This window comes from Streptomyces sp. NPDC040545 (genome assembly GCF_055595065.1).
The window spans coordinates 1-26,239 of record NZ_JBVIWA010000026.1 but is presented as its reverse complement, the minus strand read 5'-3'; the positions used below and the strand labels follow the sequence as shown (position 1 = coordinate 26,239).

Below are 26,239 nucleotides of genomic sequence, written 5' to 3'. Positions count from 1 at the left end.
AACCCATGTGCCTGGCGGTGCCCGGCAGAGTGCTCGACATCGGGGAGAAGGACGGCACCCGCATGGCCACCGTCGACTTCGGCGGTGTGCAGAAGGAGGTGTGCCTGGAGTATCTGCCGGACCTCCAGGTGGGCGAGTACGCCATCGTCCACGTGGGCTTCGCCCTGCAGCGCCTCGACGAGGAGTCGGCCAAGCAGACCCTCGAACTCTTCGCACAACTCGGCATGCTCCAGGAGGAGTTCGGCGACCCGTGGGAGCAGGCCGCCGCAGCCGGCGGTGAGCCCTGGCCCTTCACCGACGATCCCGGCCCCGAACCCGGGCCCGCGCCCGCCCTCGCCGCACCGCAGGAGGAAGTCCAGCCGTGAAGTACATCGAGGAGTTCCAGGACCCCGACCTCGCCCGCCGGCTGCTCGACGACATTCACGCCACCGTGACCCGGCCCTGGGCCCTGATGGAGGTCTGCGGCGGCCAGACCCACACCATCATCCGGCACGGGATCGATCAACTTCTGCCGGAACAGGTTGAGTTGATCCACGGCCCGGGCTGTCCGGTGTGCGTCACCCCGCTGGAGGTCATCGACAAGGCGCTGGAGATCGCCTCCCGCCCCGATGTGATCTTCTGTTCCTTCGGGGACATGCTCCGGGTGCCCGGGACCGGCCGCGACCTGTTCCAGGTGCGCAGCGAGGGCGGCGACGTACGCGTCGTCTACTCCCCGCTCGACGCTCTGCGGATCGCCCAGGAGAACCCGAAGCGCCAGGTGGTCTTCTTCGGCATCGGCTTCGAGACCACGGCGCCGCCCAACGCCATGACGGTCCACCAGGCCAAGAAGCTGGGCATCCCCAACTTCAGCCTGCTGGTCTCCCACGTCCGGGTGCCCCCGGCGATCGAGGCGATCATGCAGTCGCCGAGCTGCCGGGTCCAGGGCTTCCTCGCCGCCGGACACGTGTGCAGCGTGATGGGCGTGCGCGAGTACCCCGAACTGGCCGCGCGCCACCGGGTGCCCATCGTGGTGACGGGCTTCGAACCGCTGGACATCCTGGAGGGCGTACGCCGGGCCGTACGGCAACTGGAGCGCGGCGAGCACACCGTCGACAACGCCTACGCGCGCGCCGTGCGCCCCGAAGGCAACCCGGCCGCCCTCGCCATGCTGGAGGACGTCTTCGAGGTCACCGACCGGGCCTGGCGGGGCATCGGCGTCATCCCCGACAGCGGCTGGCGGCTGTCGGAGCGCTACCGCGACTTCGACGCCGAACACCGCTTCTCGGTCACCGGCATCAACACCCTCGAACCGGCCGAGTGCCGCAGCGGCGAGGTGCTCCAGGGGCTGCTGAAACCGCACGAGTGCGAGGCCTTCGGCACGCTGTGCACCCCGCGCAGCCCGCTCGGCGCCACCATGGTCTCCAGCGAGGGCGCCTGCGCCGCGTACTACCTCTACCGCCGGCTGGAGCTGGGGGCCGTGCCCGCCGCCAAGAACGCCGCCAAGAACGCCGCGACCGCACCGACCCCTGTGAGCGCCCCGCTGGAGGCGAGCCCCGTTGTCTGACACCGCACTCGACATCACGGGCTGGACCTGCCCGGCCCCGCTGCGCGACCGCCCCCGGGTGGTCATGGGCCACGGAGGCGGGGGCGCACTCTCCGCCGAACTGGTCCAGCACCTCTTCGCCCCCGCCTTCGGCGGCGACGTGCTCGCCCAGCTCGGGGACTCCGCGGCCGTCACCCTGGGCGGGGTCCGGCTGGCCTTCTCCACCGACTCCTACGTGGTGCGGCCGCTGTTCTTCCCCGGCGGCTCCATCGGCGACCTCGCGGTCAACGGCACGGTCAACGACCTGGCCATGAGCGGAGCCGAAGCGGCCTACCTCTCCTGCGGGTTCATCCTGGAGGAGGGCGTCGAGATGCCGGTGGTGGCGCGGGTGGCCGAAGCCATGGGCGCGGCCGCGCGGGCCGCGGGCGTGGAGGTCGCGACCGGCGACACCAAGGTGGTGGAAGCGGGCCACGGCGACGGCATCTACATCAACACCGCGGGCATCGGGATCATCCCCGACGGGGTGGACCTGCGCCCGCAGCGCGTCGTACCCGGTGACGTCGTCATCGTCAGCGGCGAGATCGGGCTCCACGGCGTGGCGATCATGAGTGTCCGCGAGGGGCTCGAATTCGGCGTCGACATCCAGAGCGACTGCGCCGCCCTGGGCGGCCTCGTACGGAGCATGCTCGCGGTCACCCCGGACCTCCACGTCCTGCGCGACCCCACCCGGGGCGGCCTGGCGGCCTCCCTGAACGAGATCGCGGCCGCCTCGGGCACCGGTGTCGTGATCCACGAGGGCCGCGTCCCGGTCCCAGCCGCCGTCGCGAACGCCTGCGCGATCCTCGGGCTCGACCCGCTCTACGTGGCCAACGAGGGCAAGCTGGTCGCCTTCGTGCCCCGCGAGCACGCCGACGCCGTCCTCGACGCCATGCGCGCCCATCCGCTGGGCCGCCGCGCCGCGGTGATCGGTGAGGCCGTCGACGCCCACCCGGGCCTGGTCGTGGCCCGCACCGCCCTCGGCGGCACCCGCGTGGTCGACCTGCCGATCGGGGAGCAGCTGCCGCGCATCTGCTGACCGGCGCGAGGGGCGCCCGAGATGGGTGCCGGCCCCGATGTGCGGTGGCGGTGGGCCGGGTGATGCTGAGGGTGCCCGCAGCATCCCCTCCCGGCCACCGCCGGGAGGCGCCGCCACTGCTTCGAGAAGACGCCCGGACGCCGAACACCCCGCGCGTCCCGGCGGTGTCGACGTGGAGCGGCCCGTGCCCTCGGCAGTGCACCCGCTCCTTCGCCCTGACCCGGCCGACGGAAAGGAGCGGGTCATGCCGCGACCCGAGGATGTGAGGACCACCGGCCCCGGAGCCCGGCCGGCGCACGGACCCCCGCCCCGGCCCCGTACGCATCGCCGGCCGGGCGCCTGGCTGGCCGTGGCGCTGGGGGTCTGGGCCGCGGTGGCCGGGGCCACCCTGCCCAACGGGCTGGTGCTCGCGGCCGGCCTGGTCGTGGCCGCGCTGGCGGTGAACCGCCTGGGCGCGGAGCCCCGTACGCCCCGCCGGGCGAAACCGGTGGCACCTCCCTGACGGCAAGAGCCGGAGGAGACGGCCTACGGGCGCCCGGCGGGATCCTGGTCGAGAGCCGGCTCCGCCTCCGGGGACCTCGCGGGGGAGGGCACGGCCGCGAGCAGCGGGGTGCGCACGGCGCGCCGCCCCCGCAACCGGGCGGCCAGCGGCTCGGTGTACCGGGCGGTGAGCGGCCCGATCACCACGAGGATCAGCACGTACGCTGTGGCCAGCGGCCCGAGGGCCGGGTCGATGCCCGCGGGGACGGCGAGACCGGCGATGACGATCGAGAACTCCCCGCGGGCGACGAGGGTGCCGCCGGCCCGCCAGCGGCCCTTGACCCCGACCCCGGCGCGCTTCGCGGCCCAGTACCCGGTGGCGATCTTCGTACCGGCGGTCACCAGGGCCAGCGCGAGCGCCGGCAGCAGCACGGGCGGGATGCTCGCCGGTCGGTGTGGAGGCCGAAGAAGACGAAGATCCAGAAGCTGGGGATGCGCGACCGGCTGGAGCTGACCCGGTACGCGATCCGGGTCGGGCTCATCGAGCCCTCAGGGCCCCGCACCCCCTAGTAGCTACGAGGTGGCGCATCCCCGGCCCCGACCCTCAGCATGGCGCGGGAGACCGCCCGTCCGGGCGTCGTCCATGGGGGCCGGGAGGGGAAGACGTGCTGCGGTATCCGAGCAGGCTGTGGGCAGTGGTGCTGATGTGCTTGGCGGGACTGGTGCTTGCGGGTACGCCCGCGCCCGCCTCCGCCCTGGCCTCCGCGCCCGGGCCCGCCGCCGCCCCGGCTGCGGCGAAGCCGCTGTTCCAGCTGCCGTTCCCGTGCGGGACCACCTGGCAGCTGAACACCTGGGGCCACGATCCGGCGCTGGACATCGTGGTGGAGGGCAACACCGGCTCCGACGGACTGCCCGTCCAGCCGTCCGCCGCCGGCACGGTGTCCGCCACGTACTGGACCAACGGCTCGGGCAACACCATCCAGATCAACCACGGCAACGGCTGGTTCACGGCGTACTACCACCTGAAGGACGACCCGGCGACCTACGTCAAGAAGGGCGACGCCGTCCAGCCGTCCACGCGGATCGGCCGGATCGGCACCTCGGGCGCCTCCGAGTGGTCCCACCTGCACTACGAGCAGCGCTACCTGGCCTCGGGCGACTTCACCGACGAGAGCCACCGCGTCCCGGCCCACTTCGACGGGGTCGAGTACTCGGGAGCCGCCAAGGAGTGGCCGAGCGTCACCAGCCGCAACTGCGCCGGCACACCGGGCCCCGCCTGGCAGGACTGCCCGGCCGGCTACGTCTGCTTCTACTCGGGGGCGGACGGCACGGGCACCGTCTGCCGTTCCGCCGTCGACGAGCCCCGGAGCACGTGCGGGCTGCGCAGGTCCTTCTTCAACAACGGGACGGTGCAGCCGGGTTACGACCACGTGCAGGTGTACTTCCGGGAGGGGGGCAGTGCCTGCCTGCACCGCGGCTGGGACGAGGGGCGCGGAAACCTTCCCGCCGGGGGCCGGACGATCGACCGCTTCCAGTGGCGAGGGGAGTGCTGAAGACAAGCCATTGTTGCGGGAACGATTGATTCCGCTGGCTACCCTTCCCCTGCACCTTCGGGGAAGGAAGCAGCGTGAACAGCATCATCGTGGTTCCGGGGCCCACCATGTCCCCAGCCGCACAGATCCGCCTGGCACCGGGGCAGACCCTCCGTTTCGGCCGTGAACCCCTTCGCCGCACCGGCACCGGTACCGGCACGGGCGCCGGCACAGGCACGAGCACCGGCACGGGCCTCCGCGACACCGGCGGTGGCGGCAGCGGCCCGCACACCCTGCACGTCCCGCACGCCGGCGTCTCGCGTTCGGCGGGGGAGATCACCGCGACCGCCACGTACTGGTCGCTCAGCAACTTCTCCCGCTCGGCGACGTACGTGGTCGAGAACCCCGAGGGCGCCGGCGAACACATCAAGATCGGCCCCGGCCGGCTGGACGCACCGGTCCCGTTCGAATTCGCCCGGCTCGTCCTGCCCGCCGGCTCCGAACTGCTCACCCTGGACGTCTGGGCGCCGCGCCACGACTACGCCGACCGGGACGATCCCGGCGAGCCCGCCGGGGAGCCGACCGTACTCCCCTTCCCCCTCGATCGCTCCAGCCGGTACTTCCTGGTCCTCACCGCGCTCTGCGAGCCGAGGCTGCGCGGCGAACCGCACGCGCCCCTGCCCACCGTCGAGCAGGTGGTCGAACGCCTGAAGCCGTCCTGGCCCGCGGCCAACCGCGCCGCCGTGCAGTGGAACATCGACTACCTCGCGGTCAAACTGCGCCTCAAGCCGGGCCCCGACACGGTGGATCCGGGGCCGCGGCTGGTCGGCAAGAAAGAGACCCTGGTCTCGCTGGCCCTGCGCTTCGACCTCGTCCGCGAGACGGACCTGGCGGCCCTGCCGGCCGCCCCGACCGGTACCGCCCGCTGACCAGGCGAGCCGGGCACTCCGGCGCCCTCGAGGTCCCGGCCGGCTACCGCGTCGGCCCCTGGGTCGTGGGGCACCTGCTGGGGTCCGGCGCCTTCGGCAGCGTGTACGCGGCCCAGCGCGCCGCACCCGAGCCGGGCCTGCCCGGCCGGGCCGCGCTCAAGGTCCTGCCGACCGGTACCCACACCCCGCGCGGGTTACGGCACCTGGTCGAGCTCGCCGAGCGCGAGACCGAGGTACTGCGCCGGGTGCGCACACCCCGGCTGATCCGGCTGTACGAGGTGCTCACGGTCGACGACCCCGGCCGGCCCGAACTCGACGGCGCCACCGTCCTCGTCCTGGAGGAGGCGCAGGGCTCCCTGGACGCCCTGCTGGCCGGCGGAGTGCCACGGACCGGTCCCGCCCTGCTCGCCCAGGTCTGCGAGGGGCTCGACCAACTGCACCGGGCGGGCTGGGTGCACGGCGACCTCAAGCCGGGCAACGTCCTGCTGATGGCCGACGGCACGGCGCGGCTGGGCGACTTCAACATGGCCGCGGAGCTGGAGGGCACGCACGCCTACTCCCCGGCCTTCGCCACGCCCGACTACACCCCGCCCGACCTGCTCTGGTCGGAGGTCGGCGAACGCGGTACGAAGATCCGCCCGACGGCCGACATCTGGGCCTTCGGTGTCCTGGCCCACGTCGTACTGACCGGCGCACTGCCGCTGCCCGGCGGCACCCCGGCCGCCCGCCGGGACGCCGCGCTGCGCTACGCCAGGGGCGAGGACGAGCTGCGGCTGTCGCCGGAACTTCCGGAGCACTGGCGGGACATCGTCCGCGACTGCCTGGCCCGAAGACACGAGGACCGGGCCGCGCACACCGCGGCGTCGCTGCTGCGCCGGGTGGAGGCGGCGGCCGCCGGCGCGTCGCCCGCCGCCCCGCCGCCGGCCGCCCCGCGCGTTCCCGGACCACGCCGACGGCGCCGCGCGCTGATCGCGGCCGGTACGGCGGTGCTCGCCGTCGGCCTGGGCGCCGTATGGGGCTCGGGACTGTTCCACCTCGGGGACTCCGCCGGGGCGCTGGGGTACGACCGGTGTTGGCGCGGGGCGGTCTGCTTCTTCTCGGAGGAGGACGGCCGGGGCGAGATGTGCTCCTGGGTCGACGGCGGCGCCGACTGGATCGCGGGTCCGGCCCCCTGCCCCTGGACGGCCGGCAGTGCGCCCCGCTCGGTCTTCAACAACGGGTTCGACCTCACCGAAGGGGCGACGAAGGTCGACGTCGTCTACTACGGCGGGCCCGCCCAGCAGGAGCCGCTGGGCTGCGTGAAGGTGCGTACGAGGACCAACTTGAGCGGCGCGGTCCGGCCCCGCTCCCACGCCTGGGTACCGAACTGCTGACGGCTCCAGGAACGAGACGGGCCCGCTGCCCTGCCGGCCGACCGAGCAGTTCGAGCCAATCGGGTCGTCACGCCGGCATCTTCGACGACACGAGCCGGCCGCTCGTTCCCGACCCTGCCGACGACGAATCGACGGAGCACCGCTTCGAGACGGGCCGTCGGCCATTCGCTGTTGCCGGTCCAGGCCTGCAACCCGTCGGTCGTCTCCGCGGCGGCTTCGACGTACAGCTGGATCAACTGGATCAACTGGATCAGCTCGATCGGAATCGCGAGGACGCTCAATCGGACGGGGGCGCCGCCTGCCCGCGGAAGATGACGTCACCCGGCCCTGCGTCCGCCCTTGGGCCGCCCTCCATCCCCGCCGCGGGCTGCTCCGCCGTGGTGAGTCCGGCGCGTTCGGCGAGGGCGCCGCCCTGGAAGCGGCTCTCGGCGCCGAGCTCCTCCAGCAGATCGGCGATGTGGCGGCGGCAGGTGCGCAGGGACATGCCCATCCGCCGGGCGATCACCTCGTCCTTGGCCCCTTCGGCCAGCAGCCCGACCAGCGCCCGGCGCAGGCTCGGGCCGACCTCCTTGTAGGCGGCCTCGCTGCTGCCGTGGAACGGGGTCGCGCCGGACCAGTGCTGGTCGAAGACCCGGCACAGGTACGCCACCACGTCCGGGTCCCGGACCAGCACCGCTCCCTCTCCGGGGCCGCCGTCGGTACGCCGCGGCAGAAAGGCCACCGAGCGGTCGAACACCACGGCCCGGTCGGGCAGTTCCGCGGCGGTGCGGTACTCCGCGCCGGCCTCGGTGAGCGTCTCCACGTACCCCTGGGTGGAAAGGCTGGCGCGCGCCGAGTGCTGGTAGAGGGTGCGCATCACGACGCCGCGGCGCAGCATCGCGAGGTCCCGTTCGATGGCGTCCCCGAGCCGGTGCGGGGCCCGGCCGCCCCCCGGCTGGATGCTGAACACCTCCTCCCGGCAGCGGGCCGACTCCTGGGTGAGCATCGCCGAGGCGGCCGTGAGGTCGGGCAGTACGTCCACGCCCTGCCGGTGGTCGCGTTCGCGCTGGGCGGCGCGGTAGTGGGGCATCAGCATGCGCAGGTCCTCGCGTACGGACTGGGCGTGCGCGGCGGCCTGTGCGGCCTGGGCCTCCAGCGGGCCGACCGCCTCGGCCGCGGCCGCGTCCGGGCTGACCGGTATCAGCTCCTCGGGGCTGTCGGGTGCCGGGCGCAGCAGCCGGAGCAACAGCAGGGTGCGGCAGGCGTCTTCGACGTCCCGCAGGCTCATCCCGAGGGCTTCGGGAACGTCGGGCGGCCATCGCTTGAGGCTGCCCTGTGACAGCGCGTACTCGAAGACCGCGACGGCCCGGGCGTCCAACCGCGGCAGTTCGATGGATTTGGTGTGGATGGTCATGATTTCCCCCGCAATGCGGCCGTGCTACTTCCGTGCCATGCAGGCTATTGCCAGCTCATGACGCTGGACCAAGAGGGCACACCCGTATGAGCCTTGAGTTCCGGCCGGGCCACACCACAGCCCGTCAGGCCGATAGGCCGACCCAGGGCGTGAACCGCCCGACGCGCCCGACGCGGGCGTGCGCCGCCCGATCCACGCCCTCCCCATCCAGGAGCTGCCCCATGTCCAGAGCCCTCCGCTGTCTGCTCCTCCTCGCGGTCCTGCTGGCCGGCGCAGCCCCGGTCGCCGCCGAAGCGGGAGCCGCACCGGGGGAGGCCGCCGGCAGCCACGGGGGCGCGCAGGGTGCGCAGGGCGGGGCGACCGCGTACCTCGGCGCGGACATTCTCGACACGAGCTGGGGCGACGACTACATCCGGCCCCCTCTCTAGGGGTGTCCCGGCGGTGTCGGTCCCTGCCGTCCGCCTCATCGGTTCCGCCGTGCACAGTACGAAGAGCGAAGTGTGAGGTCGTAGAACGTGTCATCACTGCCCGAGACCGCGTCCCGGCCGCCCTTCACGAGGCCGCGGCGGACACGCGCGGAGGGCCCCGCGGACCTGGCGCTGCTGCCCGATCTGGTACGCGCCGTCCTCGCGCGGGGCGGGCCCGGAGGAAGGGCAGGGGCGACGCGGCAATGGGCCGTGGAACCGGGCGAGTTCTGGTGCCACGTCCGGCCGGGGGACGCAGTCCGCCGCACCCAGGGGTGGAAGCTGCACCTCTCGGCCACCCCTCTCTCAGCGCCGCTGGTGCTGGCCCGGGCCGCCGAGGTGCTGACCGCCCACCGGGCGCCGTTCAAGTTCGCGGCGAGCCCCGCACGGGTCGCCGCCCTGGTCTCGGGGCGCTTCGCCCGGGGCGGAGGCGGCAAGTTCATCACGGTCTACCCGATCGACGACACCCAGTTCCGGCTGCTCGCCGAGGAGTTGCACCGGGCCACCGTGGGACTGCCCGGTCCAGCGGTGCTCTCCGACCGGCGCTACCTGCCGGACAGTCAGGTCTACTACCGCTACGGGGTGTTCGCGGCGCCGGCCGAACTCACGGCCGACGGCTCCTTCGCCGCCCGCCTGAGGGACCCCCAGGGGCGGCCGGTGCCCGACGAGCGCAACGCTTGGTACAGCCCGCCGTCCTGGGCGGGCGACCCGTTCCCGGGACGCCCGGCCGCGCCCGCCCGCAGCACGGCCACCGCGAAGCCGGTGCTGCTGCACGAGCGTTATCTCGTACGCGGAGCGATCCAGCACTCCAACAAGGGGGGCGTGTTCCGGGCGGTGGACACCGCCACCGGTGCCCAGGTGGTCGTCAAACAGGCCCGTCCTCATGTGGGCGCGGGACTCGAAGGGCTGGACGTACGGGACCTGCTGCGCCGGGAGGCGACCCTCCTGGAACGTTACGGCAAGCAGTTCCCCGACCGGGTTCCCCGGCTCGTGGAGGTGTTCGAGCAGCAGGGCAGTGCCTTCCTGGTCGCCGAGTCGGTCCCCGGGGCGACCCTGCGCCGGACCGTCGCCGAGCGACTGATCCGGGAGGGATTCGCCTGCCCCGACGCGCCGACCGCCGAATCCCTCGTCCGGCAGCTGCTCGAACTGGTCGGCGGCGCCCACGAACTCGGCCTCACCCTGCACGACTTCAATCCCAACAACGTCATGGTCACCCCCGGCGGACAGCTACGGCTGATCGACCTGGAGATGGCCGCCCGGGAGGGCGAACGCTGGGTGCTCGGCGCCACCCCCGGCTACACCGCCCCCGAACTGCGTGCCGCCGATCCGGTGGCTCCCGCATTCGGGCCCGGCGTGGACCTCTACGCCCTGGGCGCCACCGTGCTGCACGCACTGACCGGCGCGGATCCGCTCTTCGCGGAGGACCGGCCCGCGCAGGCCCGCCCGGACGAGGAGCGGCTGTCCCGGCTCCTGGACCTGCTGGGCCGCGACCGGCCGCTCGTACGTCGCTACGGGCCGTTGGTCCGCGGGCTGATGCGGGATACGCCCGGGGACCGCTGGACCCTGGAGCGGGCCCGGGAGCACCTCACCGACAGCGCGGCAACGGCGGAACCGCCCGCACAGACAGCACCTGCCGGCGCCACGGCGGCCACGGGCGCCACGGCGTCCACCGGGTCCACGGAGCCGGCGGCGGTGCGCGCACGGCTGCTGCACGACGGCATCGCCCACCTGCTGGCCACCATGCGCCCGGCGGACCCCGACCGGCTCTGGGCCGCCGATTCGTTCGGTGAGACCTGCGACCCGGTGGCCCTCCAGCACGGCTCGGCCGGCGGAGTGAGCGTACTCGCCCGCGCCCTGCGCCACGCGGACGACCTCGCGGCCGGCTCCCCGTACGCACCGCCGGTCACCAGGGAGGCCCTGCGCGCGGGGCTGCGTACGGCCACGCTCTGGACGGCGGAGCGGCAGGAGGCCCTGCCCGGCAACCTGCCCGGACTCCACTTCGGCCGCTCGGGCACGGCCTGGGCCCTGTTCGACGCCGCCCGGGCGCTGGAGGACGCGGCGCTCACCGAACGCGCCGTCGCACTCGCCCTGGCGCTGCCCGTGCAGTGGCCCAACCCCGATGTCTGTCACGGTGCGGCCGGCGCCGGCCTGGCCCAGCTGCACTTCTGGCGCACCACGGGGGACCCGCGCTTCCTCGACCGGGCCGCGCAGGCGGCCGAGGGGCTGCTGGCAGCGGCTCGGCGTACCCCCGAGGGCATCTTCTGGCCGGTGCCCGAGGACTTCGACTCCGGTCTGGCGGGCGCCTGGCACTACGGATTCGCGCACGGGGTGGCCGGCGTGGGTACCTTCCTGCTCCTCGCCTGGAAGGCGACGGGCGACGAGCGGCTGCGCGCGGCCGCCGTGGCGGCGGGCGCCACCCTCGCCAGGGCCGCGCGCAGCGGACCGGCGGGCACCTTGTGGCCGGTGGACCGGGCCAGGCACCTGACGGACTCCCCGGACCTGGCCAGGCACTGGTGCAGCGGGTCCTCGGGCGTGGGCACCTTCCTGGTCCGCCTCCGGTCCACCACCGGCACCCGCGACGAGGGCCTGGCCGAGCTGGTGGAGGGCGCGGCTGCCGCTGTCGGAGCGGGCAGGGTGACCGATTCGCCCGCCACCTGCCACGGGCTCGCGGGCAACGCCGAGTTCCTGCTCGACGCCGCCGAGCTGTCGGGCGATGCGCGCCACCGTGCCGGTGCCGAGCTGCTGGTCGAGCACATGGCGGCCCAGGCGGTGCTGCGCGACGGCCGGCTGCTGGTGCCCGACGAGAACCGCAAGGGCGTACTGGCCGAGTACGCCACCGGCCTCGCCGGGAGCCTGTCGCTGCTCCTGCGGCTGCGGTACGGCGGCCCGCGAGCGTGGCTGCCCGAGGGCGGATCCGCCCACCCCTGAGTGTCCGGTGGCCTCCGGCCACCGGCTGCCGGCCCCGTCGGGGCCCGGCGTTTCTCACCGTCCCATCCACACAGAAGGAGACCGCCATGGCGGAGTTCGACATCGATGCCCTCCAGGTACTGCCCGAGGACGTCCGTACCGAGGACGCCCGCGGCGAGGAGCACGCCGCCGCGCTGATCACCGCCTGCCGCTGGCACACCAGCGGCTGCTGATCGCCCGCTGAACCCGCGGCGACCCCTGCGCCGCCCCCGGGAGGGGGACCGGAGCCCTGCACCGGTCCCCTCCCTCAGACTCCCTCAGACTCCCTCAGCCATGCCGCACCGGGCCCGCCGGCCCAGGCGAGCGTCGTCCGTGACGCCTCGGGTGTAACTCGTTGGTGGGGCGGGGAGCGCCCCCGTTAGCATCCGACGATGATGACGCAGGCAGACAAGCCTTTCCTCGACGCGGTGCGTCGGGGTGACGGCGGCCCGCCGGCCGGCCATCTCGACCCGCGGCTCTGCGCGCCGGCCGTCTTCGAACGCCTCATCCGGCACGACGATCCCCGCCTTCGGTACCTGGGGCTGGTCCTCCTGGCCGAGCGCGTCACGACGGGCCGGGCGGACGACGAGCAGGAGATGGCCGAACTCGCCGCGCTGCTGCCCGTATCGGTGGATGGACCGCCGGAGGCGGCGCTCGTCCTGGCCCGGCTCCACGAACGTCTGCAGCCGCATCGCCAGGGGCTTCGCCGGCCTTCGTGGCGTACGGCTGACCTGCCGGCACGGGTGCAGATCGCCTGGCTGCGCGCTGAGCTTCTCAACGACCCGACGGCGATCCGGAAGGAGCCTCCGGGAGAACTGCTGTACCAGGCCGTGCGGGCAATGACCGTCACCTGCGCGCACCGGCCCGAGCAGCTCGTGAACGAGCTGGTGGGCAGCGGTGACGCGGTGTTGCAAGCCGCCGCGCTGCAGCTGGCCCGGCAGGGGCTGCACGCCGGCCTGCTGGGCCCGGCACTGGTGCGCGCATACCTGATCAACCTGCTCGGTGCCGACAGCGCAGACGTCGTCGCCGATGTACTGGGCGAACTCACGCAGCCGTGGGTGGCGTTGGATCCCCTGCCGCCGGGACGTCCTGTCTCCCTTCCTCACCACCGATTCGGTGATCGCACGGCCCGCAGTCCCCCAGGCCACCTCGTCGGCCGAGGCCGAAGCCGAGGCGTGGCGAGCCGCGCTGGATGCCGCGGTGCGCACGCCGAGCTCCCTGGAGCAGGTCCGCCGACTCCGCCTGCAGCACGACGGCATCCCGGGCTCCCGGTACCGCCTGAGTGCGCTGATCGATGCCTACGCCCCGGCCGGCCCCGAGACCCGCGCCGCCCTCGTCGACTGGATGACGGACATCCAGCCGCTCGGCGCACCACCCTGGACCATCGCCGAGACCACCCGCGGGGCCGCGCCGCGACCGCGGACCGTGCACATCGACCTCGACCAGCCCCGTTCGACCGCACTGCGGGAGCGCCTGCTGGCCATGTTGCAGGCATCCGCTCCGGATCACCGGCACACCGCGGCCCTGACGCTCCTGGAGTGGCCCGAACCCGAGGTCAGGCTCCCCGTGCTCCGGTCATTCCTGCAAGGCCGCATCGACGTACCCGTCGGTGCCGACCTGGCTCGCGCACTGAACACCATCGGCGAGACGGAACTCCGCGCGGACGGAATCCTGCACGGCAGGGTCGCGCGCGTGGCAAGCCTGCTCGACCCGGGCGAACTGGGACCGCTGGTCCCGCTCCTGCTGGAATGGTGGGAGCACGACCCGGCGCCCAGCAGTTCCGCAGCCGGGTAGGCGCTGCGCCGGGTCCCCTCCGACGAGCTGGCAGAGCACCTCGGTGGCCGGCTCGACGCCGGCGCCTGGGGATTCCTCGACCTGCTCCGCGGGCGTGCCCTGCTGCGCACCCCTGTGCTGACGCAGACCTGTCGGCGGCTGCGCGCCGAGGGACGCGACGACCTCGCGGACGGACCGCTCCTCGTCGAGGGTCCGCTGCGCGGCCCGGACGCTGTACGGCAGGACGCCGCCGCGCTGGCAGCGCTCCGTGACCGCGTCCCGGCCGCGTCGCCGGATGCATCACGACCACCTTCCCGGCAGGAGCTGTTGGACCAGGCCCGTGGTGGCGACCTGGTGCGGGTACGCCACGCACTCGCGCGACTGGCCGAGGGGCACGGCGGCCCCGAGCCGGATCAGGACCCCCGTCTCCGGGAGCTGATCGAAGAGTTGCTGCATCATCCCAGGCCCAAGATCCGCCTGCACGCCCACCGGACCTCACGGGCAATGCTGGACCGGCAGACCTACCTGCGGCACACGTCGATCCTGCTGGACGACCCCCAGCCGGATCTGGTGCGCACGGCGATCAGGATTCTCTGCCGTGCGAACTGGGCGCCCGCGATACCCGCCCTGACCGGAATGCTGGAGCACTCCCATCCCGTCGTCCGCAGGACTGCGGCCAAGGGGCTCATCGACATGGGCACGCCGGCGATCCCCACCCTCAGACATGCCGCCGTCCGCGTCCGTCCCGACAGGCGGTCCCTCTACGCAGAGGTCCTCGAACAGATCATGGCCGCCGAAACCCGGTCCCCCGCTCCCGGCCACACACCCCGTTCCGTGTCCAGCGCATCGAGCTTCCGCGAGGCTTTCAGGAAGGTGTAGTCGACCTGTTCATCCTGGACCGCCGAGGTGCAGGACGCCCGTTCGCCACCCGGTGCGCCTCCTGGTAGGTGGCCCCCGGGTTCGCGCGCAGGTACGTGAGCTCGGCGATCCCATGTTCCGGCAGCGCATTTCCTGAGCGCAACCGGATCCACGCGCCCGGCATCCGCTCCGGGTGGGCCTCGTTCAGGATCTCGTGGGCCCGCGTGCCGTCGGCCTCGCCCACGCCGACCGGTTTCTGCGGATCCGGACCGGGATCCCGGCCGGCCTTCGCCGCCGCGTTGTAGGTCTCGGCCTTCGCGACGTACGCCTTGCAGGCGTCGGCGGCATGCAGCCGGTCCGTGGGGTGCATCGCGAACTTCTGATGCCCCTCGCCATCTGTCCCAGCGCCTGCTTCGAGACATCGCCGTCCGCCCCGCCCCCGCTCACACCTTCTCCTGCTCCTCCCGCCCGTCCCCGTCGAGCGCCGCACCGTCCGGCACCAGCCGCCATCCGCCGGCAGTTCGGCGACACCACGGGCGCGCAACTCGCCCTGCGCCAAGCGCAGGACGCAGGTGTACGGTTCGCCGCGCAGCGGCTGGCGGAGCTGGAAGCGGAGTCCGCCCGACCGGCGGCGGTCCGTGATGCCCGCAGCTGACCGTTCATGCCGGAGGCCGCGCCCCGGCCGTGGCGCCGCCCCGCCTCTGGCCGGAAAGGGAACCGGCCCTCCGCGTCCGGCCGAGACTGGGGGAAGACGATCATCAGGGTGAGCAGGAGGCGAGGGTCCCGATGAATCCGTACGACCCCGCACACCGTGCCGGAGAGCCATGTGCCGATCGGGACGCGCGGCCCCGGGCACCTCACTCTGTTCGTCGGCGGCGCGGAGGAGACGCTGCGGCCCTCCAAGGGATTCCTGGCCCGGCGCTCGTACCGGGTCGAGGTCGCCTCCGGGGCGCGGCAGTGCCGCTATCTGCTGGTTCCGGACTCTCTCGGCACCAGTCGGCTGCTGCGGGACGAGCGGCTGCTCGACGTCTTCGCATCGAGCGGCGACGGGCGCGTGTCGGCCGACTGGGGGTCGGCGGGCGAGTCCGAGCGTGCCCGGGACCCTTATGACGCGTCCGTGGGGTACGGGCTCGCCGCGGCATTCGGCACCGGTGCCGAACCGATGCGGCAGCTCACTCTGAACGCCGCGCTCGACCTGTGGCCGTGAAAGAACCTCAGCCCTCCGTCGGGGGCAGCAGGTGGGAGCAGGTCGAGCGGGCCACGAACGCGATGCCGTCGTAGTCCTCGGCCGGGACGAGCGGGGCCGTGTTGAAGCGGTAGAAGAACCGCTGGACGTTGGCGCCGAAGCTGCGCTGTGCGTGCGGGGCGTGCAGCCAGGGCACGGCGCCGGCGGGTGAATCCGCGGCGCGGAGGTCGGCGTAGTAGTCGCCGGGTAAGGCGTGCGTGAGGCTGGCCTCCAGGGAGCGGAGGCCGGTGCCGATGCGGTGGCGCGCCGGCGCGCTCTGAAGATCGTTGCCGCGGCGGGCCAGGAAGGAGCCCTTGCCGAAGAGGAGGGCGAGCGCGTAATAGGCGTCGCCGTACCGTTCGCGGAGTCTGCTGCCGAGGGCCGGCACCTGTTCCCCGTACGTGCCCTTCGCGATGTGCCCGTTGTGTGCCCAGACCATGACGCGCGCCTCGGGGTCCTCGTCCACGAGCCGTGCGACGGCCTCGGCCATGTAGCGGTCACGCGCGGCGTACACGCCGTCCTCGCCGGCCGGGGCCGCGAAGGGCCGGGTCACCAGGTCGGCGGCGCGGACCAGGATCCGCGCGTGTTCCAGAGCCTCGTCGGCGTCGTCGCCGGGACCCGACCGCTCGACGTGGTCCGCGACGAGGCGGGCGATCTCCTCGGCGCGCCGCATCAGGGCCTTGTCCGGGTCCGGATGCGAGCCCGGGCGGGCCCGGGCCAGTACGTCCAAGGCGCTGACGCGCCCGGCCTGATCGGGCGCCGTCCGGCGCAGAAAGGCGGCGACGGCCTCGACCGAGTCGGCGCAGAGCTGGGGGTCCGTTCCCGCGAAGCGGACCCGGCGCTCTTCGGGCAGGTCGCGGTTGTGGGCGTACAGCCACTCGACGAGGTCGGCCATCTCGCGGGTGCGCCAGGTCCAGAAGCCCAGCCGGGCGACGAGCCGTTCGGGGGAGCCCGTGCCGTACCGGACGTACGCGTCGAGCGCGCGGGCGGCGGACTGGCTGGCCTCCATGGCGAGGGTGGTGAACCCCTCCTCGCGGACCAGGAACTCCACGATGCGGTGCTTCAGCCGGAAGAACTCGCCCGTGCCGTGGGTGGATTCCCCCAGACCGGCGATCCGAGTCCCCCGCAGTGCCTCGCCCAGGGGTCTCAGGTCCTCCACGGGCGCGCCGGGGGTCAGGGTGCTCAATGGGTTGGCGTGCTCGTTCAGCCACCGGGCCATGTCGTCGGGCACCGTCTCGCTCTCCTCCCCGCGTGCGGCAGGGCGTGCCCCGGCCTCGCGCACCCGTTCATGGGTCAGCTGGCCATCCCTGGAATACACTCCCGCGACGCCGACGACAACGTCGTCCACCCCGGCCCGATCGTATTCGGCCAGCTGCGCGCTGCCCGGCGCCGGAGGCGGCCCCCTTGGTCCGTACGGGATCTGCGTCAACACGGTCCTGCCCGGAGCCATCCAGGTCGTGGCAGAGAACGCCCTCCCCGCCCGGCACCGTGCGCGGCCGGAAGACCAGATCAAGCGCCAGTGCGTCCCGCGCCGTGGCCGGCCCGAAGACGTCGCGGCCCTGGTGGCGTTCCTCGTGGGCCCCTCCGCCTCGCTCATCACGGGGCAGTCCGTCCACGTCGACGGCGGCTGGCTGCTCCACTGAGACCGTCAACAAGCAAGGAGACGAACCGAAATGATCGAACGAGTCCGCGCCGTCCTCGTCACCGCCGACGACACGATGCTGGTCATCCGCCGCACCAGGCCCGGCATCCCCGAGTACTGGGTCCTGCCGGGAGGCGGTGTCGATCCCAGCGACGAGTCCCGAGAGGCCGCCCTCCACCGTGAGATCCACGAGGAGATCGCGGGGAAGGCGGACATCGTCCGCCTCCTCCACACGATGGAGACCGACGACGAGCGCCAGCTCTTCTACCTCGCCCGGATCGCGACCTGGTCCTTCGACGACCGCACCGGCCCCGAGTTCAGTGCCGAAGGCCGCGGCGAGTACGCGCTGGAGGAGGTACCGCTGACCCTGGAGGGGCTCGACGGCATCGACCTCAAGCCCGAGGAGATCGCCCACGTGCTGAGGGGAGCCGTCGGCGCCGGAAGCTTTGGAGCCGGGGCGCCGCTCTGAGCCTGCGAGTAGGTCGACATCCCTCGGGGCCGGCTCTGAGGTGGGCCGGCCCCGACTATGTTCCCCGGCCCTACTGGGGCTCCTCGTCCTGCCCCGGCAGCAACCGCGGGGCGAAGACGGAGCCGTCGGCGTGGACGGAGACGGGGCCTCCCCAGCTCTTGTCGAAGGTGAGCCGGGGGCGGGTGTCGCGGCCGGCGTGGACGACGGCGCGGTACTCCTCGACGTCGCCCCTGGCGAGGAGACGGAAGAGTGCCTGGTCCACGCCGGAGAACGCCTCGACGCGAGGACCGTTCAGGCGGAAGACGTGGTCGGTGCCGACGTACTCGGTGCCCAGGAGCCTGTGGGCGGCGTCCTGCACACTCGTGCCGGCCGCGTGTTCGAGGCCGGTGAAGCGTTTGTGACCCTGCCGCTCGGTGAGGTGGCGGGCGGTGGCGTGGCCGGAGCCCGTGAAGGCCATGAGGCCCGCCCCGGTGGTGTGGGCCAGGGACTCCTGGAACCAGGCGAAGTCTTTCGGCTGCACGTGACAGCCCCGCACCGGATCGGGAGCCACATGCGTGCCAAGTCGGTGCGCTGGCCCAAGGCTCCGGAGGACCAGCGGGAGGCGTGGCTGCTGGAGACCGCGCAGCGGGTGCGGGACGTCATCAACCAGCCGTACCGGATCGCCGTCGTCGTCGCCCTCGGGTGTGGGCTGCGCCAGGGGGAGGTCTTCGGGCTGTCGCCGGCGGACGTCGACTTCGAGCGCGGCCTCATCCGCGTCCGCCGACAGGTCCAGCTCCTGTACGGCCGCCTGTACTTCACCCTTCCCAAGGGCGGGAAGACCCGCGTCGTCGACATGCCGCCTTCGGTAGCCGCCGAGCTGCGCGCACACTTCCTGCAGCATCCGGCCGTCGAGGTCGAGCTGCCCTGGGGCGGCCCCGAAGTCGATCGGGAAAGACGCTCCTTCCCGCTGATCCTTGCCACTACTTACGGCAACGCGATCCGCGCCGACATCTTCAACGACGAGGTGTGGAAGCCCGCCCTCGCGAAGGCCGGAGTGATCCCCGTGCGGCAGAAGGGCCAGCGCTGGAAGGCGTCCCGCAAGGTCGGCTTCCACGTCCTCCGGCACACCTACGCCTCCGTGATCCTCGAAGCGGGCGAGTCCGTGTCACCCTCGCCCGGTGGCTCGGCCACTCCAGCCCGACCATCACCCTCGACCACTACGCCCACTTCATGCCCGATGCCGGAGGCAAGGGGCGTGCGGCAGTCGACGCGCTGCTCGGAGTGGCCCCTCAGTACGTCCCGAAAGACCTTGCCCTTGCCTGAGAACGGGTGGCACAGCACATGCTGTGCCACCCGTTCTCGTTGGCGGGTCACGCGCTGAGTCTCATGCCGCTCGACGCCACGGCAGGCGCGCGCGTCTTGCGGGCAGGCCGAGGAGTTCGTGCAACGCCTTGCCCTCGTGGGCCCAGTGGTTCAGTCGGTCGCGGTCCACCCACCGCACGCCGTGACGGTCGCCCCACGCCATGGCGTCGCGGGTGAATGCGCCGTTGGTGACGACGACCGCGTGGTCCGCCCTGTGTGCGGGACCCGCCGTTCCGTTCACCTGGTACATCACCGACGAGCCGACCTTGCCTCCGACGCGGGTGTGCTTCGCCTGCACCACGATCCGCCCGAGGGGTATCCGGACGCCGATGACGTCCGCGGCCTGGTCTCCGCCGCCGCCCACCTTCCTGGCCGCCCAGCCGTCGCGGACGAGGAGGTCGCGCAGCGCGTACTCGAACTGCTGGTCGTCCATCGCGTCCAACTCGGACAAGGTGATGCGCAGACGGGCCAGTCTCTCGCTGTCCGCGCGATGCCGACGGGAGCCCCGTACCCGGAGGCAGGCCAAGCCGACGGCGAGGGCGAGACCGGTCAGGACCAGCAGCGGCCAGGCCGCAGCGACCCTCGTCAGGAGGCGCGATGCGGCCTGTGCCATGGCGACCGCGAGAGCGAGGGCAACGGCTGCCGCACCCAGGACGTCTGTGGTACTGCGCGGTCGCCACCGGATGCTTCGCCGCCGTCGGGCCGTCACTGTCCGCCCGCTGGCGCGGAGACGGCGGGCTTCGGCGCGGGCCGCTGCTCGGCGGAGCTGTCGCCGAACCCGAAGATCTGCCCCCAGAGCCACACCACCGCACACAGGCCGGCCACGGCCCAGACGCTCAGGCCCTTGGCGGACTTCGGACCCGGCTTGCGGCGGAGGTGGCTTCGTACGCGCACGTATCCGTCCGGAACCTTCGGCATGCTGATTCCCTCCCCATCGGTCCGCGTCGTGCGGACCTCCAGATCGGTTGTAGCGGCGACCACCGACAGAACCTGATGCACCGTCATGATCGGGCAAGCGGCAAGGGTGCAAGTCGGCCATGTCTTCGCGAGTCTCTGGTTGACTGCATGGCCCGCTGGCCTGCGCGCAGGCTTTCCGGCCGTGTGTCACGTAGTGGAAATGCAGGGCGGACCGAATGGCCAGTTCCTGCGGAGCGCAGCAGGCGACGACTGCGCCGGGCGCCGCCCCGTTGAGGCGGCGATGCTGAGCGTGGTCGACCCTCTGCCGCGCATTCTCCCCAGATTCTCCCCATGGGGCCTCTGAGGGATTGATCCATGGTTCGCTTGCGCTAAGTCGATCAAGCTCGTGCAGTGGGCCGCTACAGCCAGTCGCGCTTCTTGAAGATGACGTAGAGGCTGACGCAGACCACTGCCATCAGCAGGATCGCGAAGGGGTAGCCGCCGGCCCACTTGAGCTCCGGCATGTCTTCGAAGTTCATGCCGTAGATCGTGCCCACCAGGGTGGGGGCGAAGAGGATGGCGGCCCAGGCGGAGATCTTCTTGATTTCCTCGTTCTGTTCGAAGCCCGCCTCGGCCAGGGCGCGCATTTCGGCGTTCTGTTGTTGGGAGACCAGGGTGGCGTTGACCGTGAGGATTTCCGTCAGGGCCTGGCGGAAGCCGTCGACGCGTTCGCTCGTGTGGGTTACGTGGTCCGCCACGTCGCGGAGGTAGCGCTGGAGTTCCTCGTCCGTGCCGTACTTCGCGAAGCCCGCCATCAGGCCGTGGAGCATGCCCACCAGGGGGCGGGTCGCGCGTTGGAACTCGACCATTTCGCGGGAGAGTTCGTAGATGCGGCGGGAGACCGCCGGGTCGCCGCGGAAGACCTCCGTCTCGATCTCGTCGATGTCGGTCTGGACGCCCTCGACGACCGGGGCGTAGCCGTCGACCACCGCATCGAGGATGGCGTACAAGGCCGCCTCCGGGCCGAGGGAGAGGAGGTCCGGGTTGCCTTCCATCCGGCGGCGGACGGCGGAGAGGTCCGGGGCGCCGCCGTGGCGGACCGTGATCAGGAAGTCCGGGCCGACGAAGATGTGGAGCTCGGCGAAGTCGACCTCCTCCTGGGCGTCGAGGTAGCGGGCGGCGCGCAGGACGACGAAGAGGGTGTCGCCGTAGCGTTCCAGCTTGGGGCGCTGGTGGGCCTCCAGGGCGTCCTCGACGGCGAGTTCGTGGAGGTTGAACTCGGCGGCCAAGGAGTGGAGTTCGGGCTCCGTCGGACGGTGCAGGCCGATCCAGGCCATTCCGTCGGGCTCCTCGCGCAGCTGCCGGAAGGTCTCGGCGAGGGTGGCGGGGGAGGCGATCCGGCGGCCGTCGCGGTAGACGGCCGAGTCGATCACGCTGCGGTGGTCCGGGGGAGCGGGGGCCGTCGGCGCGGGCTGCGGGCCGGCCGGCGGTCCCGCCGGAGGGGTGGCGGCGGACGGGGCGGCGGGGCGTCGCCAACTCGTGCGCTTCGCGGCGGACGGCGACGGGCGGCGGTCTGGGCGCTCCGGCATCGCAGGTCAGCTCCCGGTCGAACGTGTGTTTACGGGCAAGGGGCAGGATATAGGGGGCAAAGGGGCGACCGGTGCCGGGCAGGGGATTTCCGGCCCGCTCCCGACCGCTCCGGTCCGGCCGGTCCGGTCCGGGGTTGCGGACGAAAGCTGTCCGCAAGGGGGGTTAGTTTGCTGCCATGGCTTCCAGGACGACACACCCCGTACTCGGTACCCGCGCTCTGAACCGTGCCACGCTCGCCCGCCAGTTGCTGCTGAGCCGCGCCGAGATGTCCGCGGGGGACGCCGTCGCGCACCTGCTCGGCCTGCAGGCGCAGAACGTGAAGCCGCCCTACTTCCAGCTGCACGCCCGGCTCGCCGGCTTCCGGCCCGCCGAGCTGGCCGGGCTCATGGAGTCCCGCGAGGCCGTCCGGATGGTCACCATGCGGTCCACCATCCACACGCACACCGCCCATGACGCCCTGACCCTCAGGCCCCTCGTCCAGCCCGCCCGCGACCGTGAGGTCAACTACTTCCGCAAGGGGCTCACGGGGGTGGATCTGGACCGGCTCGCGAAGCGCGCCCGCGCCTTCGTCGAGAGCGAGCCGCGCACCATGGGCGAGATCCGCGAGGAACTGCTCCAGGAATGGCCCGACGCCGACCCGCAGTCCCTGTCCGTCGCCGCCCGCTGCCGGCTGCCGCTGGTCCAGGTCACCCCTCGTGGGGTGTGGGGGCGCAGCGGTCAGGTCCGGCTCACCACCGTCGAGAGCTGGCTCGGGAAGCCCGCCGGTGCGGCGCAGCCCGTGGACGAGGTCGTGCTGCGCTACCTCGCCGCCTTCGGGCCCGCCTCCGTCAAGGACATGCAGACCTGGGCCGGCCTGACCCGGCTGCGCGAGGCCTTCGAGCGGCTGCGCCCGGGCCTCCTCGCCTTCCAGGACGAGAACGGTGTGGAGCTCTTCGACCTCCCCGACGGGCCGCGCCCCGACGCGGACACCCCGGCGCCGCCGCGCTTCCTGCCGGAGTTCGACAATCTGCTGCTCTCGCACGCCGACCGCACCCGCGTGGTCGCCTCCGAGATCAAGGGGCGTACGTGGACCGGGAACCAGGCCCACTGCACCCTGCTCGTGGACGGGTTCCTCGCCGGTCTGTGGAAGCTGGACGGGGGCGTGCTCACCGTCGAGCTGTTCGGAAATACCTCGAAGGGGGAGCAGGCGGAGATCGTCGCGGAAGGGGAGCGGATGGTCGCCGACATGCGGGAGTCCGGGGGCGGGGCCATCGGCGCCGTCTCCGTGCGGTTCGGGGCCATCGGCGGCTGACGCCTACGGGCTGACGCCTACGGGCGGGCGCCGTCAGACCTCGTCGGCGTGGTCGCCCGGGCTCCTCGGAGCGGCTGCGGTCGACTCGCGGGCTGACGGCGTACTGGTGATCCGTGCACCGAAGGCGGCACGATGCCTGCCATGACGACCAAGAGCATGACCGGCTGCCTGCAGAACACCGCTGCTGCCCAGGTCCCGGCCGCGCGGGACGTCCCGTGCACCGCCGTCCGGCCGGGCGGGCACTGACCGTCCGGCCGTCTCCGTCACGGGGGCGCCGCCCGCGGATTCCGCCGTCGGTGCCCCTCCCTGCAGTTGCCCCGACACCAGGAGAGAGCAATGCGGATTCCGATGACCGTCGCGGACTTCCTCGACCGGGCCGAGCTGGGGTTCTCCTCCAGCCCCGGCGTGGTGGACGAGCCGGACCAGCCCGCTTCGCCGGTGCCCGTGTCGACGTACGGCCGGCTGGGTGAGCGGGTCCGGGCTTGGCAGGCCGGGTTCGACCGGCTGGGGGTCGGGGAGGGCGAGCGGGTGGCGGTGGTCAGCCACAACTCGTCCCGGCTGCTGGAGCTGCTGTTCGCGGTGCCGATGAGCGGTCGGATCTGCGTGCCGGTGAACTTCCGCCTCAAGCTCGAAGAGATCGAATACGTGGTGCGGCAGTGCGGGGCATCGGTCCTGCTCGTCGACCCGGAGCTCCACGAGATGCTCTCCGGGATCAAGGTCCGCCACCGGTTCGTCCTCGGTGCGCAGACCGAGAGCGAGCTGATGCGGTTCGGTGTCGAGCCGCGCCCGTGGTCGAACCCGGACGAGGACGCCACCGCGACGATCAACTACACGTCGGGTACCACCGCCCGCCCCAAGGGCGTGCAGCTGACCCACCGCAACATCTGGGTCAACGGTCTGACCTTCGGGCTGCACACCCGCGTGTGGGAGCGCGACGTCTACATGCACACGCTGCCCATGTTCCACTGCAACGGCTGGGGCATGCCGTACGTGATGGCCGGACTCGGCGTGAAGCAGGTGGTGCTGCGCAAGGTCGACGGCGCCGAGATCCTGCGCCGCGTCGACGAGCACGGGGTCACGCTGATGTGCGGCGCGCCCGCCGTCTGGAACGCGGTGCTCGACGCGGCGGCGACCTGGGAGGGCGAGATCCCGGGCCGCGACCGCGTACGGATCGTCTGCGCGGGAGCCCCGCCGCCGAGCAGGACGATCCAGCGGGTGGGCGAGGAGCTCGGCTGGGAGTTCACGCAGATCTACGGCCTGACCGAGACCTCGCCCCTGCTCACCTTCAACCGGGCCCGCCCCGAGGACGCCGTACTGCCCGCCGAGGAGCGGGCGCGCAAGCTGGCCCGGGCGGGCCTGCCGGCGCTCGGGGTCAAGCTGAGGGTCTCGGGGTCCGGCGAGGTCCTGGCCCGGTCGAACGTGGTGCTCGACGGCTACTGGGACAAGCCCGAGGAGACCTCGGCGGCGCTCCAGGACGGCTGGTTCCACACCGGCGACGGCGGCACGCTTGACGAGGCCGACGGCCACCTGACGATCTCCGACCGGAAGAAGGACGTGATCATCACGGGCGGCGAGAACGTGTCGTCGATCGAGGTGGAGGACGCGATCTTCAGCCACCCGGCGGTCGCGGAGGTCGCCGTCATCGGTGTGCCGCACGAGAAGTGGGGCGAGACGATCAAGGCCCTCGTGGTCCTCGCCGAGGGCGCGACCGCGCAGGAAGCCGACATCATCGCCCACTGCAAGCAGCGGATGGCCGGCTACAAGGCCCCGACGACCGTCGAGTTCCGGGACAGCATTCCGCGCACGGCCACCGGCAAGGTCCAGAAGTTCAAGCTGCGGCAGCCGTATTGGTCAGGCCTGGACCGCGAGGTGAACTGAACCACGACGGATCCTGACCCGAGAAGCCTCCCCGGGCTCGGGTCAGGATCCGTTGAGGAAGGCGAGGACGGCCAGGACCCGTCGGTTGTTGTCGTCCGACGGCGGGAGATCGAGTTTGGTGAAGATGTTGGAGGTGTGCTTCGCCACCGAACGCTCCGTGATAACGAGTTGCTGCGAGATGGCCGCGTTGGAGCGGCCCTCCGCCATCAGCTCCAGAACTTCGCGTTCGCGCGGGGTCAGGTGCCCGAGGGGTCCCACATGGTCGTTGCGGGCGAGGAGCTGGGAGATCACCTGCGGGTCCATGGCGGTGCCGCCCGCCGCGACCCGGCGGACCGCGTCGATGAACTGCTCCGCGTTGAACACCCGGTCCTTGAGCAGGTAGCCGATGCCGCCGGTGCCGCCTTCCAGGAGCTCCCGGGCATAGAGCTGCTCCACGTGCTGGGAGAGGACCAGTACCGGAAGACCGGGGATCCGGCGACGGGCCTGCAATGTGGCCTGAAGTCCCTCATCGGTGAAGGACGGAGGCAGCCGGACGTCCACCACCGCCACATCGGGCTCGAGGGTGAGAAGTGCCTGTGAGAGATCGGGGCCGTTGTCGACCGCCGCGACGATCTCGCAGTCGTAGGCCTCCAAGAGCCGGACCAGACCGTCACGGAGGAGGAACAGGTCCTCGGCCAGGACAACGCGCAACGCATGCTCCCGCACTTGGGTCTCGGGTGGTACGGCGAATCTAACGAGCCGGTGATCGTCGCGCACCTTCCAGCTCGGGAACGAGCCAATCTCGGGAGGTCCCCGACGGGGTCAGCGCGATGGCCGTGAGGATCAGTCCGTCGCGCACCAGCCAGTGGCCGCCGAACTCCGACAGGCTCACTCCGCGGATGACCGGGCTCGGTACCAGCACGTGTGCGGTGAAGGTACCGGTGTCGGGGTGCAGCGTCACCCTGCACTCCAGGAAGTCCAGGAAGACGCGGGCCGGCGGGAACCAGGTCTTGTAGACGCTCTCCTTGGCGCTGAACAGCAGACGGTCCCAGCAGACGGCGGGGTGCCGCGAGGCGAGCCGGGCCAGCTGCTCCTGTTCGTCGGGAAGGGCGATGTGCTGGAGCACATCCGGACCGGGCAGCGGCAGGTTGCGTTCCGCGTCCATTCCGATGGAGAGGAGATCAGTGGCCCGTGCCACGGCGGCGGCCCGGTAGCCCGTGCAGTGCGTCATCGTCCCGACGAGCCCGTCCGGCCACTGCGGGGCTCCCCGCAGCCCTGGCAGCAGGGGGGCCGGCGCGAATCCGAGGCGGCCCATGGCGGTGCGGGCGCAGGCCCGGACGGTGGCGAACTCGCGGCGCCGCGACTCGACGGCGTCGGCGACCACCTCCGCCTCCCGGGCATACAGGGTGCTCAGGGGTACGTCGTCGGCCCTCTCCACGAACGCGACCTGAGGGGGGAACGGCAGCGTCGCGGTCATCGGGGCCCTCACTGCGGCGGGTTGCCGTGCTTGCGGGACGGCAGATCGGCGTGCTTGTTGCGGAGCATCGCGAGGGCGCTGACGAGGACCTCGCGGGTCTCGGCG

28 protein-coding genes and 1 pseudogene are annotated in these 26,239 nt (G+C 72.4%); 18 read left to right on the top strand and 11 right to left on the bottom strand.

Going from position 1 to position 26,239, the window contains the following annotated elements; all coding sequences use genetic code 11:
* The first annotated feature begins 5 nt into the window (after positions 1-5).
* The 4 genes from ACZ573_RS33795 to ACZ573_RS33780 all read left to right on the top strand — a co-directional run bounded on the left by ACZ573_RS33795 (position 6) and on the right by ACZ573_RS33780 (position 3,099).
* Positions 6-365, top strand: a complete 360-nt coding sequence (locus ACZ573_RS33795) for a HypC/HybG/HupF family hydrogenase formation chaperone (RefSeq protein WP_468113361.1) — start codon at positions 6-8, stop codon at positions 363-365.
* Positions 362-1,543 carry a hydrogenase formation protein HypD gene (hypD, locus tag ACZ573_RS33790; RefSeq protein WP_471311898.1) on the top strand — a complete coding sequence of 394 codons (1,182 nt, stop codon included), beginning with the start codon at positions 362-364 and terminating at the stop codon, positions 1,541-1,543. Before ACZ573_RS33795 ends, hypD begins: the two co-directional genes overlap by 4 nt.
* Complete coding sequence (gene hypE, locus ACZ573_RS33785; RefSeq protein ID WP_471311895.1) at positions 1,536-2,597, top strand: hydrogenase expression/formation protein HypE; 1,062 nt, start codon at positions 1,536-1,538, stop codon at positions 2,595-2,597. Before hypD ends, hypE begins: the two co-directional genes overlap by 8 nt.
* A gap of 244 nt (positions 2,598-2,841) precedes the next feature.
* Positions 2,842-3,099 (top strand): hypothetical protein, encoded by a 258-nt coding sequence (locus ACZ573_RS33780; RefSeq protein ID WP_471311892.1) that lies wholly within the window; start codon positions 2,842-2,844, stop codon positions 3,097-3,099.
* A gap of 23 nt (positions 3,100-3,122) precedes the next feature.
* Here ACZ573_RS33780 and ACZ573_RS33775 read toward each other — a convergent pair.
* Positions 3,123-3,553 (bottom strand): annotated as a pseudogene (locus tag ACZ573_RS33775) (cation:proton antiporter domain-containing protein); the annotation flags it as partial.
* Between the two features lie 189 nt (positions 3,554-3,742).
* Between ACZ573_RS33775 and ACZ573_RS33770 the strand changes: the two are divergent.
* The 3 genes from ACZ573_RS33770 (at position 3,743) to ACZ573_RS33760 (ending at position 6,911) form a co-directional block, all read left to right on the top strand.
* The gene (locus ACZ573_RS33770; protein WP_471311889.1) at positions 3,743-4,630 is read left to right on the top strand and encodes a peptidoglycan DD-metalloendopeptidase family protein; all 888 of its coding nucleotides are present in this window, start codon (positions 3,743-3,745) and stop codon (positions 4,628-4,630) included.
* Between the two features lie 74 nt (positions 4,631-4,704).
* Positions 4,705-5,538 carry an FHA domain-containing protein gene (locus ACZ573_RS33765; protein ID WP_471311887.1) on the top strand — a complete coding sequence of 278 codons (834 nt, stop codon included), beginning with the start codon at positions 4,705-4,707 and terminating at the stop codon, positions 5,536-5,538.
* Between the two features lie 65 nt (positions 5,539-5,603).
* The gene (locus ACZ573_RS33760) at positions 5,604-6,911 is read left to right on the top strand and encodes a serine/threonine-protein kinase (protein ID WP_471311884.1); all 1,308 of its coding nucleotides are present in this window, start codon (positions 5,604-5,606) and stop codon (positions 6,909-6,911) included.
* Positions 6,912-7,188: 277 nt separating this feature from the next.
* Here the strand turns inward: ACZ573_RS33760 and ACZ573_RS33755 are convergent, their stop codons facing one another.
* Positions 7,189-8,304, bottom strand: a complete 1,116-nt coding sequence (locus tag ACZ573_RS33755) for a hypothetical protein (RefSeq protein WP_471311881.1) — start codon at positions 8,302-8,304, stop codon at positions 7,189-7,191.
* 221 nt (positions 8,305-8,525) lie between these two features.
* Between ACZ573_RS33755 and ACZ573_RS33750 the strand changes: the two genes are divergently transcribed.
* From ACZ573_RS33750 to ACZ573_RS33740, 3 genes are all read left to right on the top strand, one after another.
* Positions 8,526-8,732, top strand: a complete 207-nt coding sequence (locus ACZ573_RS33750; RefSeq protein ID WP_471311878.1) for a hypothetical protein — start codon at positions 8,526-8,528, stop codon at positions 8,730-8,732.
* An 87-nt stretch (positions 8,733-8,819) separates the two neighbouring features.
* Complete coding sequence (lanL, locus tag ACZ573_RS33745) at positions 8,820-11,696, top strand: class IV lanthionine synthetase LanL (protein ID WP_471311876.1); 2,877 nt, start codon at positions 8,820-8,822, stop codon at positions 11,694-11,696.
* An 86-nt stretch (positions 11,697-11,782) separates the two neighbouring features.
* The gene (locus tag ACZ573_RS33740) at positions 11,783-11,908 is read left to right on the top strand and encodes an ALQxL family class IV lanthipeptide (protein WP_189745961.1); all 126 of its coding nucleotides are present in this window, start codon (positions 11,783-11,785) and stop codon (positions 11,906-11,908) included.
* 84 nt (positions 11,909-11,992) lie between these two features.
* On the opposite strand, the gene ACZ573_RS33735 is transcribed toward ACZ573_RS33740, so the two are convergent.
* A complete protein-coding gene (locus tag ACZ573_RS33735) occupies positions 11,993-12,922 on the bottom strand; it encodes a hypothetical protein (protein ID WP_471311873.1) in 930 nt (309 codons plus the stop codon).
* Between ACZ573_RS33735 and ACZ573_RS33730 the strand changes: the two genes are divergently transcribed.
* Both ACZ573_RS33730 and ACZ573_RS33725 read left to right on the top strand, forming a co-directional pair.
* Positions 12,915-13,508 (top strand): hypothetical protein, encoded by a 594-nt coding sequence (locus ACZ573_RS33730; protein ID WP_471311870.1) that lies wholly within the window; start codon positions 12,915-12,917, stop codon positions 13,506-13,508. The genes ACZ573_RS33735 and ACZ573_RS33730 overlap by 8 nt on opposite strands.
* Positions 13,509-13,622: 114 nt before the next feature.
* The gene (locus ACZ573_RS33725) at positions 13,623-14,366 is read left to right on the top strand and encodes a HEAT repeat domain-containing protein (protein ID WP_471311867.1); all 744 of its coding nucleotides are present in this window, start codon (positions 13,623-13,625) and stop codon (positions 14,364-14,366) included.
* Here ACZ573_RS33725 and ACZ573_RS33720 read toward each other — a convergent pair.
* Entirely contained in the window at positions 14,353-14,715 is a 363-nt protein-coding gene (locus ACZ573_RS33720; RefSeq protein ID WP_471311864.1) for a putative T7SS-secreted protein, read from the bottom strand. The genes ACZ573_RS33725 and ACZ573_RS33720 overlap by 14 nt on opposite strands.
* Positions 14,716-15,156: 441 nt before the next feature.
* On the opposite strand from ACZ573_RS33720, the gene ACZ573_RS33715 reads away from it, so the two are divergent.
* Complete coding sequence (locus ACZ573_RS33715; RefSeq protein WP_471311861.1) at positions 15,157-15,552, top strand: hypothetical protein; 396 nt, start codon at positions 15,157-15,159, stop codon at positions 15,550-15,552.
* 7 nt (positions 15,553-15,559) lie between these two features.
* On the opposite strand, the gene ACZ573_RS33710 is transcribed toward ACZ573_RS33715, so the two are convergent.
* Positions 15,560-16,801, bottom strand: a complete 1,242-nt coding sequence (locus ACZ573_RS33710; protein WP_471311858.1) for an erythromycin esterase family protein — start codon at positions 16,799-16,801, stop codon at positions 15,560-15,562.
* On the opposite strand from ACZ573_RS33710, the gene ACZ573_RS33705 reads away from it, so the two are divergent.
* Together ACZ573_RS33705 and ACZ573_RS33700 are read left to right on the top strand one after the other, a co-directional pair.
* Positions 16,788-17,213, top strand: a complete 426-nt coding sequence (locus ACZ573_RS33705; protein WP_471311855.1) for an SDR family oxidoreductase — start codon at positions 16,788-16,790, stop codon at positions 17,211-17,213. The two genes, ACZ573_RS33710 and ACZ573_RS33705, sit on opposite strands and share 14 nt — an antisense overlap.
* Before the next feature lie 30 nt (positions 17,214-17,243).
* The gene (locus tag ACZ573_RS33700; protein WP_471311852.1) at positions 17,244-17,681 is read left to right on the top strand and encodes an NUDIX hydrolase; all 438 of its coding nucleotides are present in this window, start codon (positions 17,244-17,246) and stop codon (positions 17,679-17,681) included.
* Positions 17,682-17,751: 70 nt separating this feature from the next.
* Here the strand turns inward: ACZ573_RS33700 and ACZ573_RS33695 are convergent, their stop codons facing one another.
* Positions 17,752-18,201 (bottom strand): hypothetical protein, encoded by a 450-nt coding sequence (locus tag ACZ573_RS33695; RefSeq protein ID WP_471311849.1) that lies wholly within the window; start codon positions 18,199-18,201, stop codon positions 17,752-17,754.
* A gap of 30 nt (positions 18,202-18,231) precedes the next feature.
* Between ACZ573_RS33695 and ACZ573_RS33690 the strand changes: the two genes are divergently transcribed.
* On the top strand, positions 18,232-19,041 hold the full coding sequence (locus ACZ573_RS33690; protein ID WP_471311846.1) for a tyrosine-type recombinase/integrase: 810 nt from the start codon (positions 18,232-18,234) through the stop codon (positions 19,039-19,041).
* A gap of 3 nt (positions 19,042-19,044) precedes the next feature.
* Here the strand turns inward: ACZ573_RS33690 and ACZ573_RS33685 are convergent, their stop codons facing one another.
* The 3 genes from ACZ573_RS33685 to ACZ573_RS33675 form a co-directional block, all read right to left on the bottom strand.
* Positions 19,045-19,635, bottom strand: coding sequence for a restriction endonuclease (locus ACZ573_RS33685; RefSeq protein ID WP_471311843.1), 591 nt, complete (start codon positions 19,633-19,635; stop codon positions 19,045-19,047).
* A gap of 92 nt (positions 19,636-19,727) precedes the next feature.
* The gene (locus tag ACZ573_RS33680) at positions 19,728-19,940 is read right to left on the bottom strand and encodes a hypothetical protein (RefSeq protein WP_471311840.1); all 213 of its coding nucleotides are present in this window, start codon (positions 19,938-19,940) and stop codon (positions 19,728-19,730) included.
* A 398-nt stretch (positions 19,941-20,338) separates the two neighbouring features.
* Complete coding sequence (locus ACZ573_RS33675) at positions 20,339-21,508, bottom strand: magnesium and cobalt transport protein CorA (RefSeq protein WP_471311837.1); 1,170 nt, start codon at positions 21,506-21,508, stop codon at positions 20,339-20,341.
* A 176-nt stretch (positions 21,509-21,684) separates the two neighbouring features.
* Between ACZ573_RS33675 and ACZ573_RS33670 the strand changes: the two genes are divergently transcribed.
* Together ACZ573_RS33670 and ACZ573_RS33665 are read left to right on the top strand one after the other, a co-directional pair.
* A complete protein-coding gene (locus ACZ573_RS33670; protein WP_471311835.1) occupies positions 21,685-22,800 on the top strand; it encodes a winged helix DNA-binding domain-containing protein in 1,116 nt (371 codons plus the stop codon).
* A gap of 336 nt (positions 22,801-23,136) precedes the next feature.
* Positions 23,137-24,678, top strand: coding sequence for an AMP-binding protein (locus ACZ573_RS33665; protein WP_471311832.1), 1,542 nt, complete (start codon positions 23,137-23,139; stop codon positions 24,676-24,678).
* A 42-nt stretch (positions 24,679-24,720) separates the two neighbouring features.
* Here ACZ573_RS33665 and ACZ573_RS33660 read toward each other — a convergent pair whose 3' ends face one another.
* Together ACZ573_RS33660 and ACZ573_RS33655 are read right to left on the bottom strand one after the other, a co-directional pair.
* Positions 24,721-25,368: a response regulator transcription factor gene (locus tag ACZ573_RS33660; protein WP_314250381.1), complete on the bottom strand. Its 648-nt coding sequence runs from the start codon at positions 25,366-25,368 to the stop codon at positions 24,721-24,723.
* Between the two features lie 40 nt (positions 25,369-25,408).
* On the bottom strand, positions 25,409-26,134 hold the full coding sequence (locus ACZ573_RS33655; protein WP_471311829.1) for a 4'-phosphopantetheinyl transferase family protein: 726 nt from the start codon (positions 26,132-26,134) through the stop codon (positions 25,409-25,411).
* Positions 26,135-26,239: the final 105 nt, after the last annotated feature.

What these genes read in the sequence shown, in the direction of transcription:
- ACZ573_RS33795 (WP_468113361.1), top strand. Translation starts at nt 6, where the DNA reads ATGTGCCTGGCGGTGCCCGGCAGAGTGCTCGACATCGGGGAGAAGGAC.
- ACZ573_RS33780 (WP_471311892.1), top strand. Translation starts at nt 2,842, where the DNA reads ATGCCGCGACCCGAGGATGTGAGGACCACCGGCCCCGGAGCCCGGCCG.
- ACZ573_RS33755 (WP_471311881.1), bottom strand. Translation starts at nt 8,304, where the DNA reads ATGACCATCCACACCAAATCCATCGAACTGCCGCGGTTGGACGCCCGG.
- ACZ573_RS33750 (WP_471311878.1), top strand. Translation starts at nt 8,526, where the DNA reads ATGTCCAGAGCCCTCCGCTGTCTGCTCCTCCTCGCGGTCCTGCTGGCC.
- ACZ573_RS33740 (WP_189745961.1), top strand. Translation starts at nt 11,783, where the DNA reads ATGGCGGAGTTCGACATCGATGCCCTCCAGGTACTGCCCGAGGACGTC.
- ACZ573_RS33720 (WP_471311864.1), bottom strand. Translation starts at nt 14,715, where the DNA reads ATGCACCCCACGGACCGGCTGCATGCCGCCGACGCCTGCAAGGCGTAC.
- ACZ573_RS33705 (WP_471311855.1), top strand. Translation starts at nt 16,788, where the DNA reads ATGTCGTCGGGCACCGTCTCGCTCTCCTCCCCGCGTGCGGCAGGGCGT.
- ACZ573_RS33700 (WP_471311852.1), top strand. Translation starts at nt 17,244, where the DNA reads ATGATCGAACGAGTCCGCGCCGTCCTCGTCACCGCCGACGACACGATG.
- ACZ573_RS33690 (WP_471311846.1), top strand. Translation starts at nt 18,232, where the DNA reads ATGCGTGCCAAGTCGGTGCGCTGGCCCAAGGCTCCGGAGGACCAGCGG.
- ACZ573_RS33685 (WP_471311843.1), bottom strand. Translation starts at nt 19,635, where the DNA reads ATGGCACAGGCCGCATCGCGCCTCCTGACGAGGGTCGCTGCGGCCTGG.
- ACZ573_RS33680 (WP_471311840.1), bottom strand. Translation starts at nt 19,940, where the DNA reads ATGCCGAAGGTTCCGGACGGATACGTGCGCGTACGAAGCCACCTCCGC.
- ACZ573_RS33675 (WP_471311837.1), bottom strand. Translation starts at nt 21,508, where the DNA reads ATGCCGGAGCGCCCAGACCGCCGCCCGTCGCCGTCCGCCGCGAAGCGC.
- ACZ573_RS33670 (WP_471311835.1), top strand. Translation starts at nt 21,685, where the DNA reads ATGGCTTCCAGGACGACACACCCCGTACTCGGTACCCGCGCTCTGAAC.
- ACZ573_RS33665 (WP_471311832.1), top strand. Translation starts at nt 23,137, where the DNA reads ATGCGGATTCCGATGACCGTCGCGGACTTCCTCGACCGGGCCGAGCTG.
- ACZ573_RS33655 (WP_471311829.1), bottom strand. Translation starts at nt 26,134, where the DNA reads ATGACCGCGACGCTGCCGTTCCCCCCTCAGGTCGCGTTCGTGGAGAGG.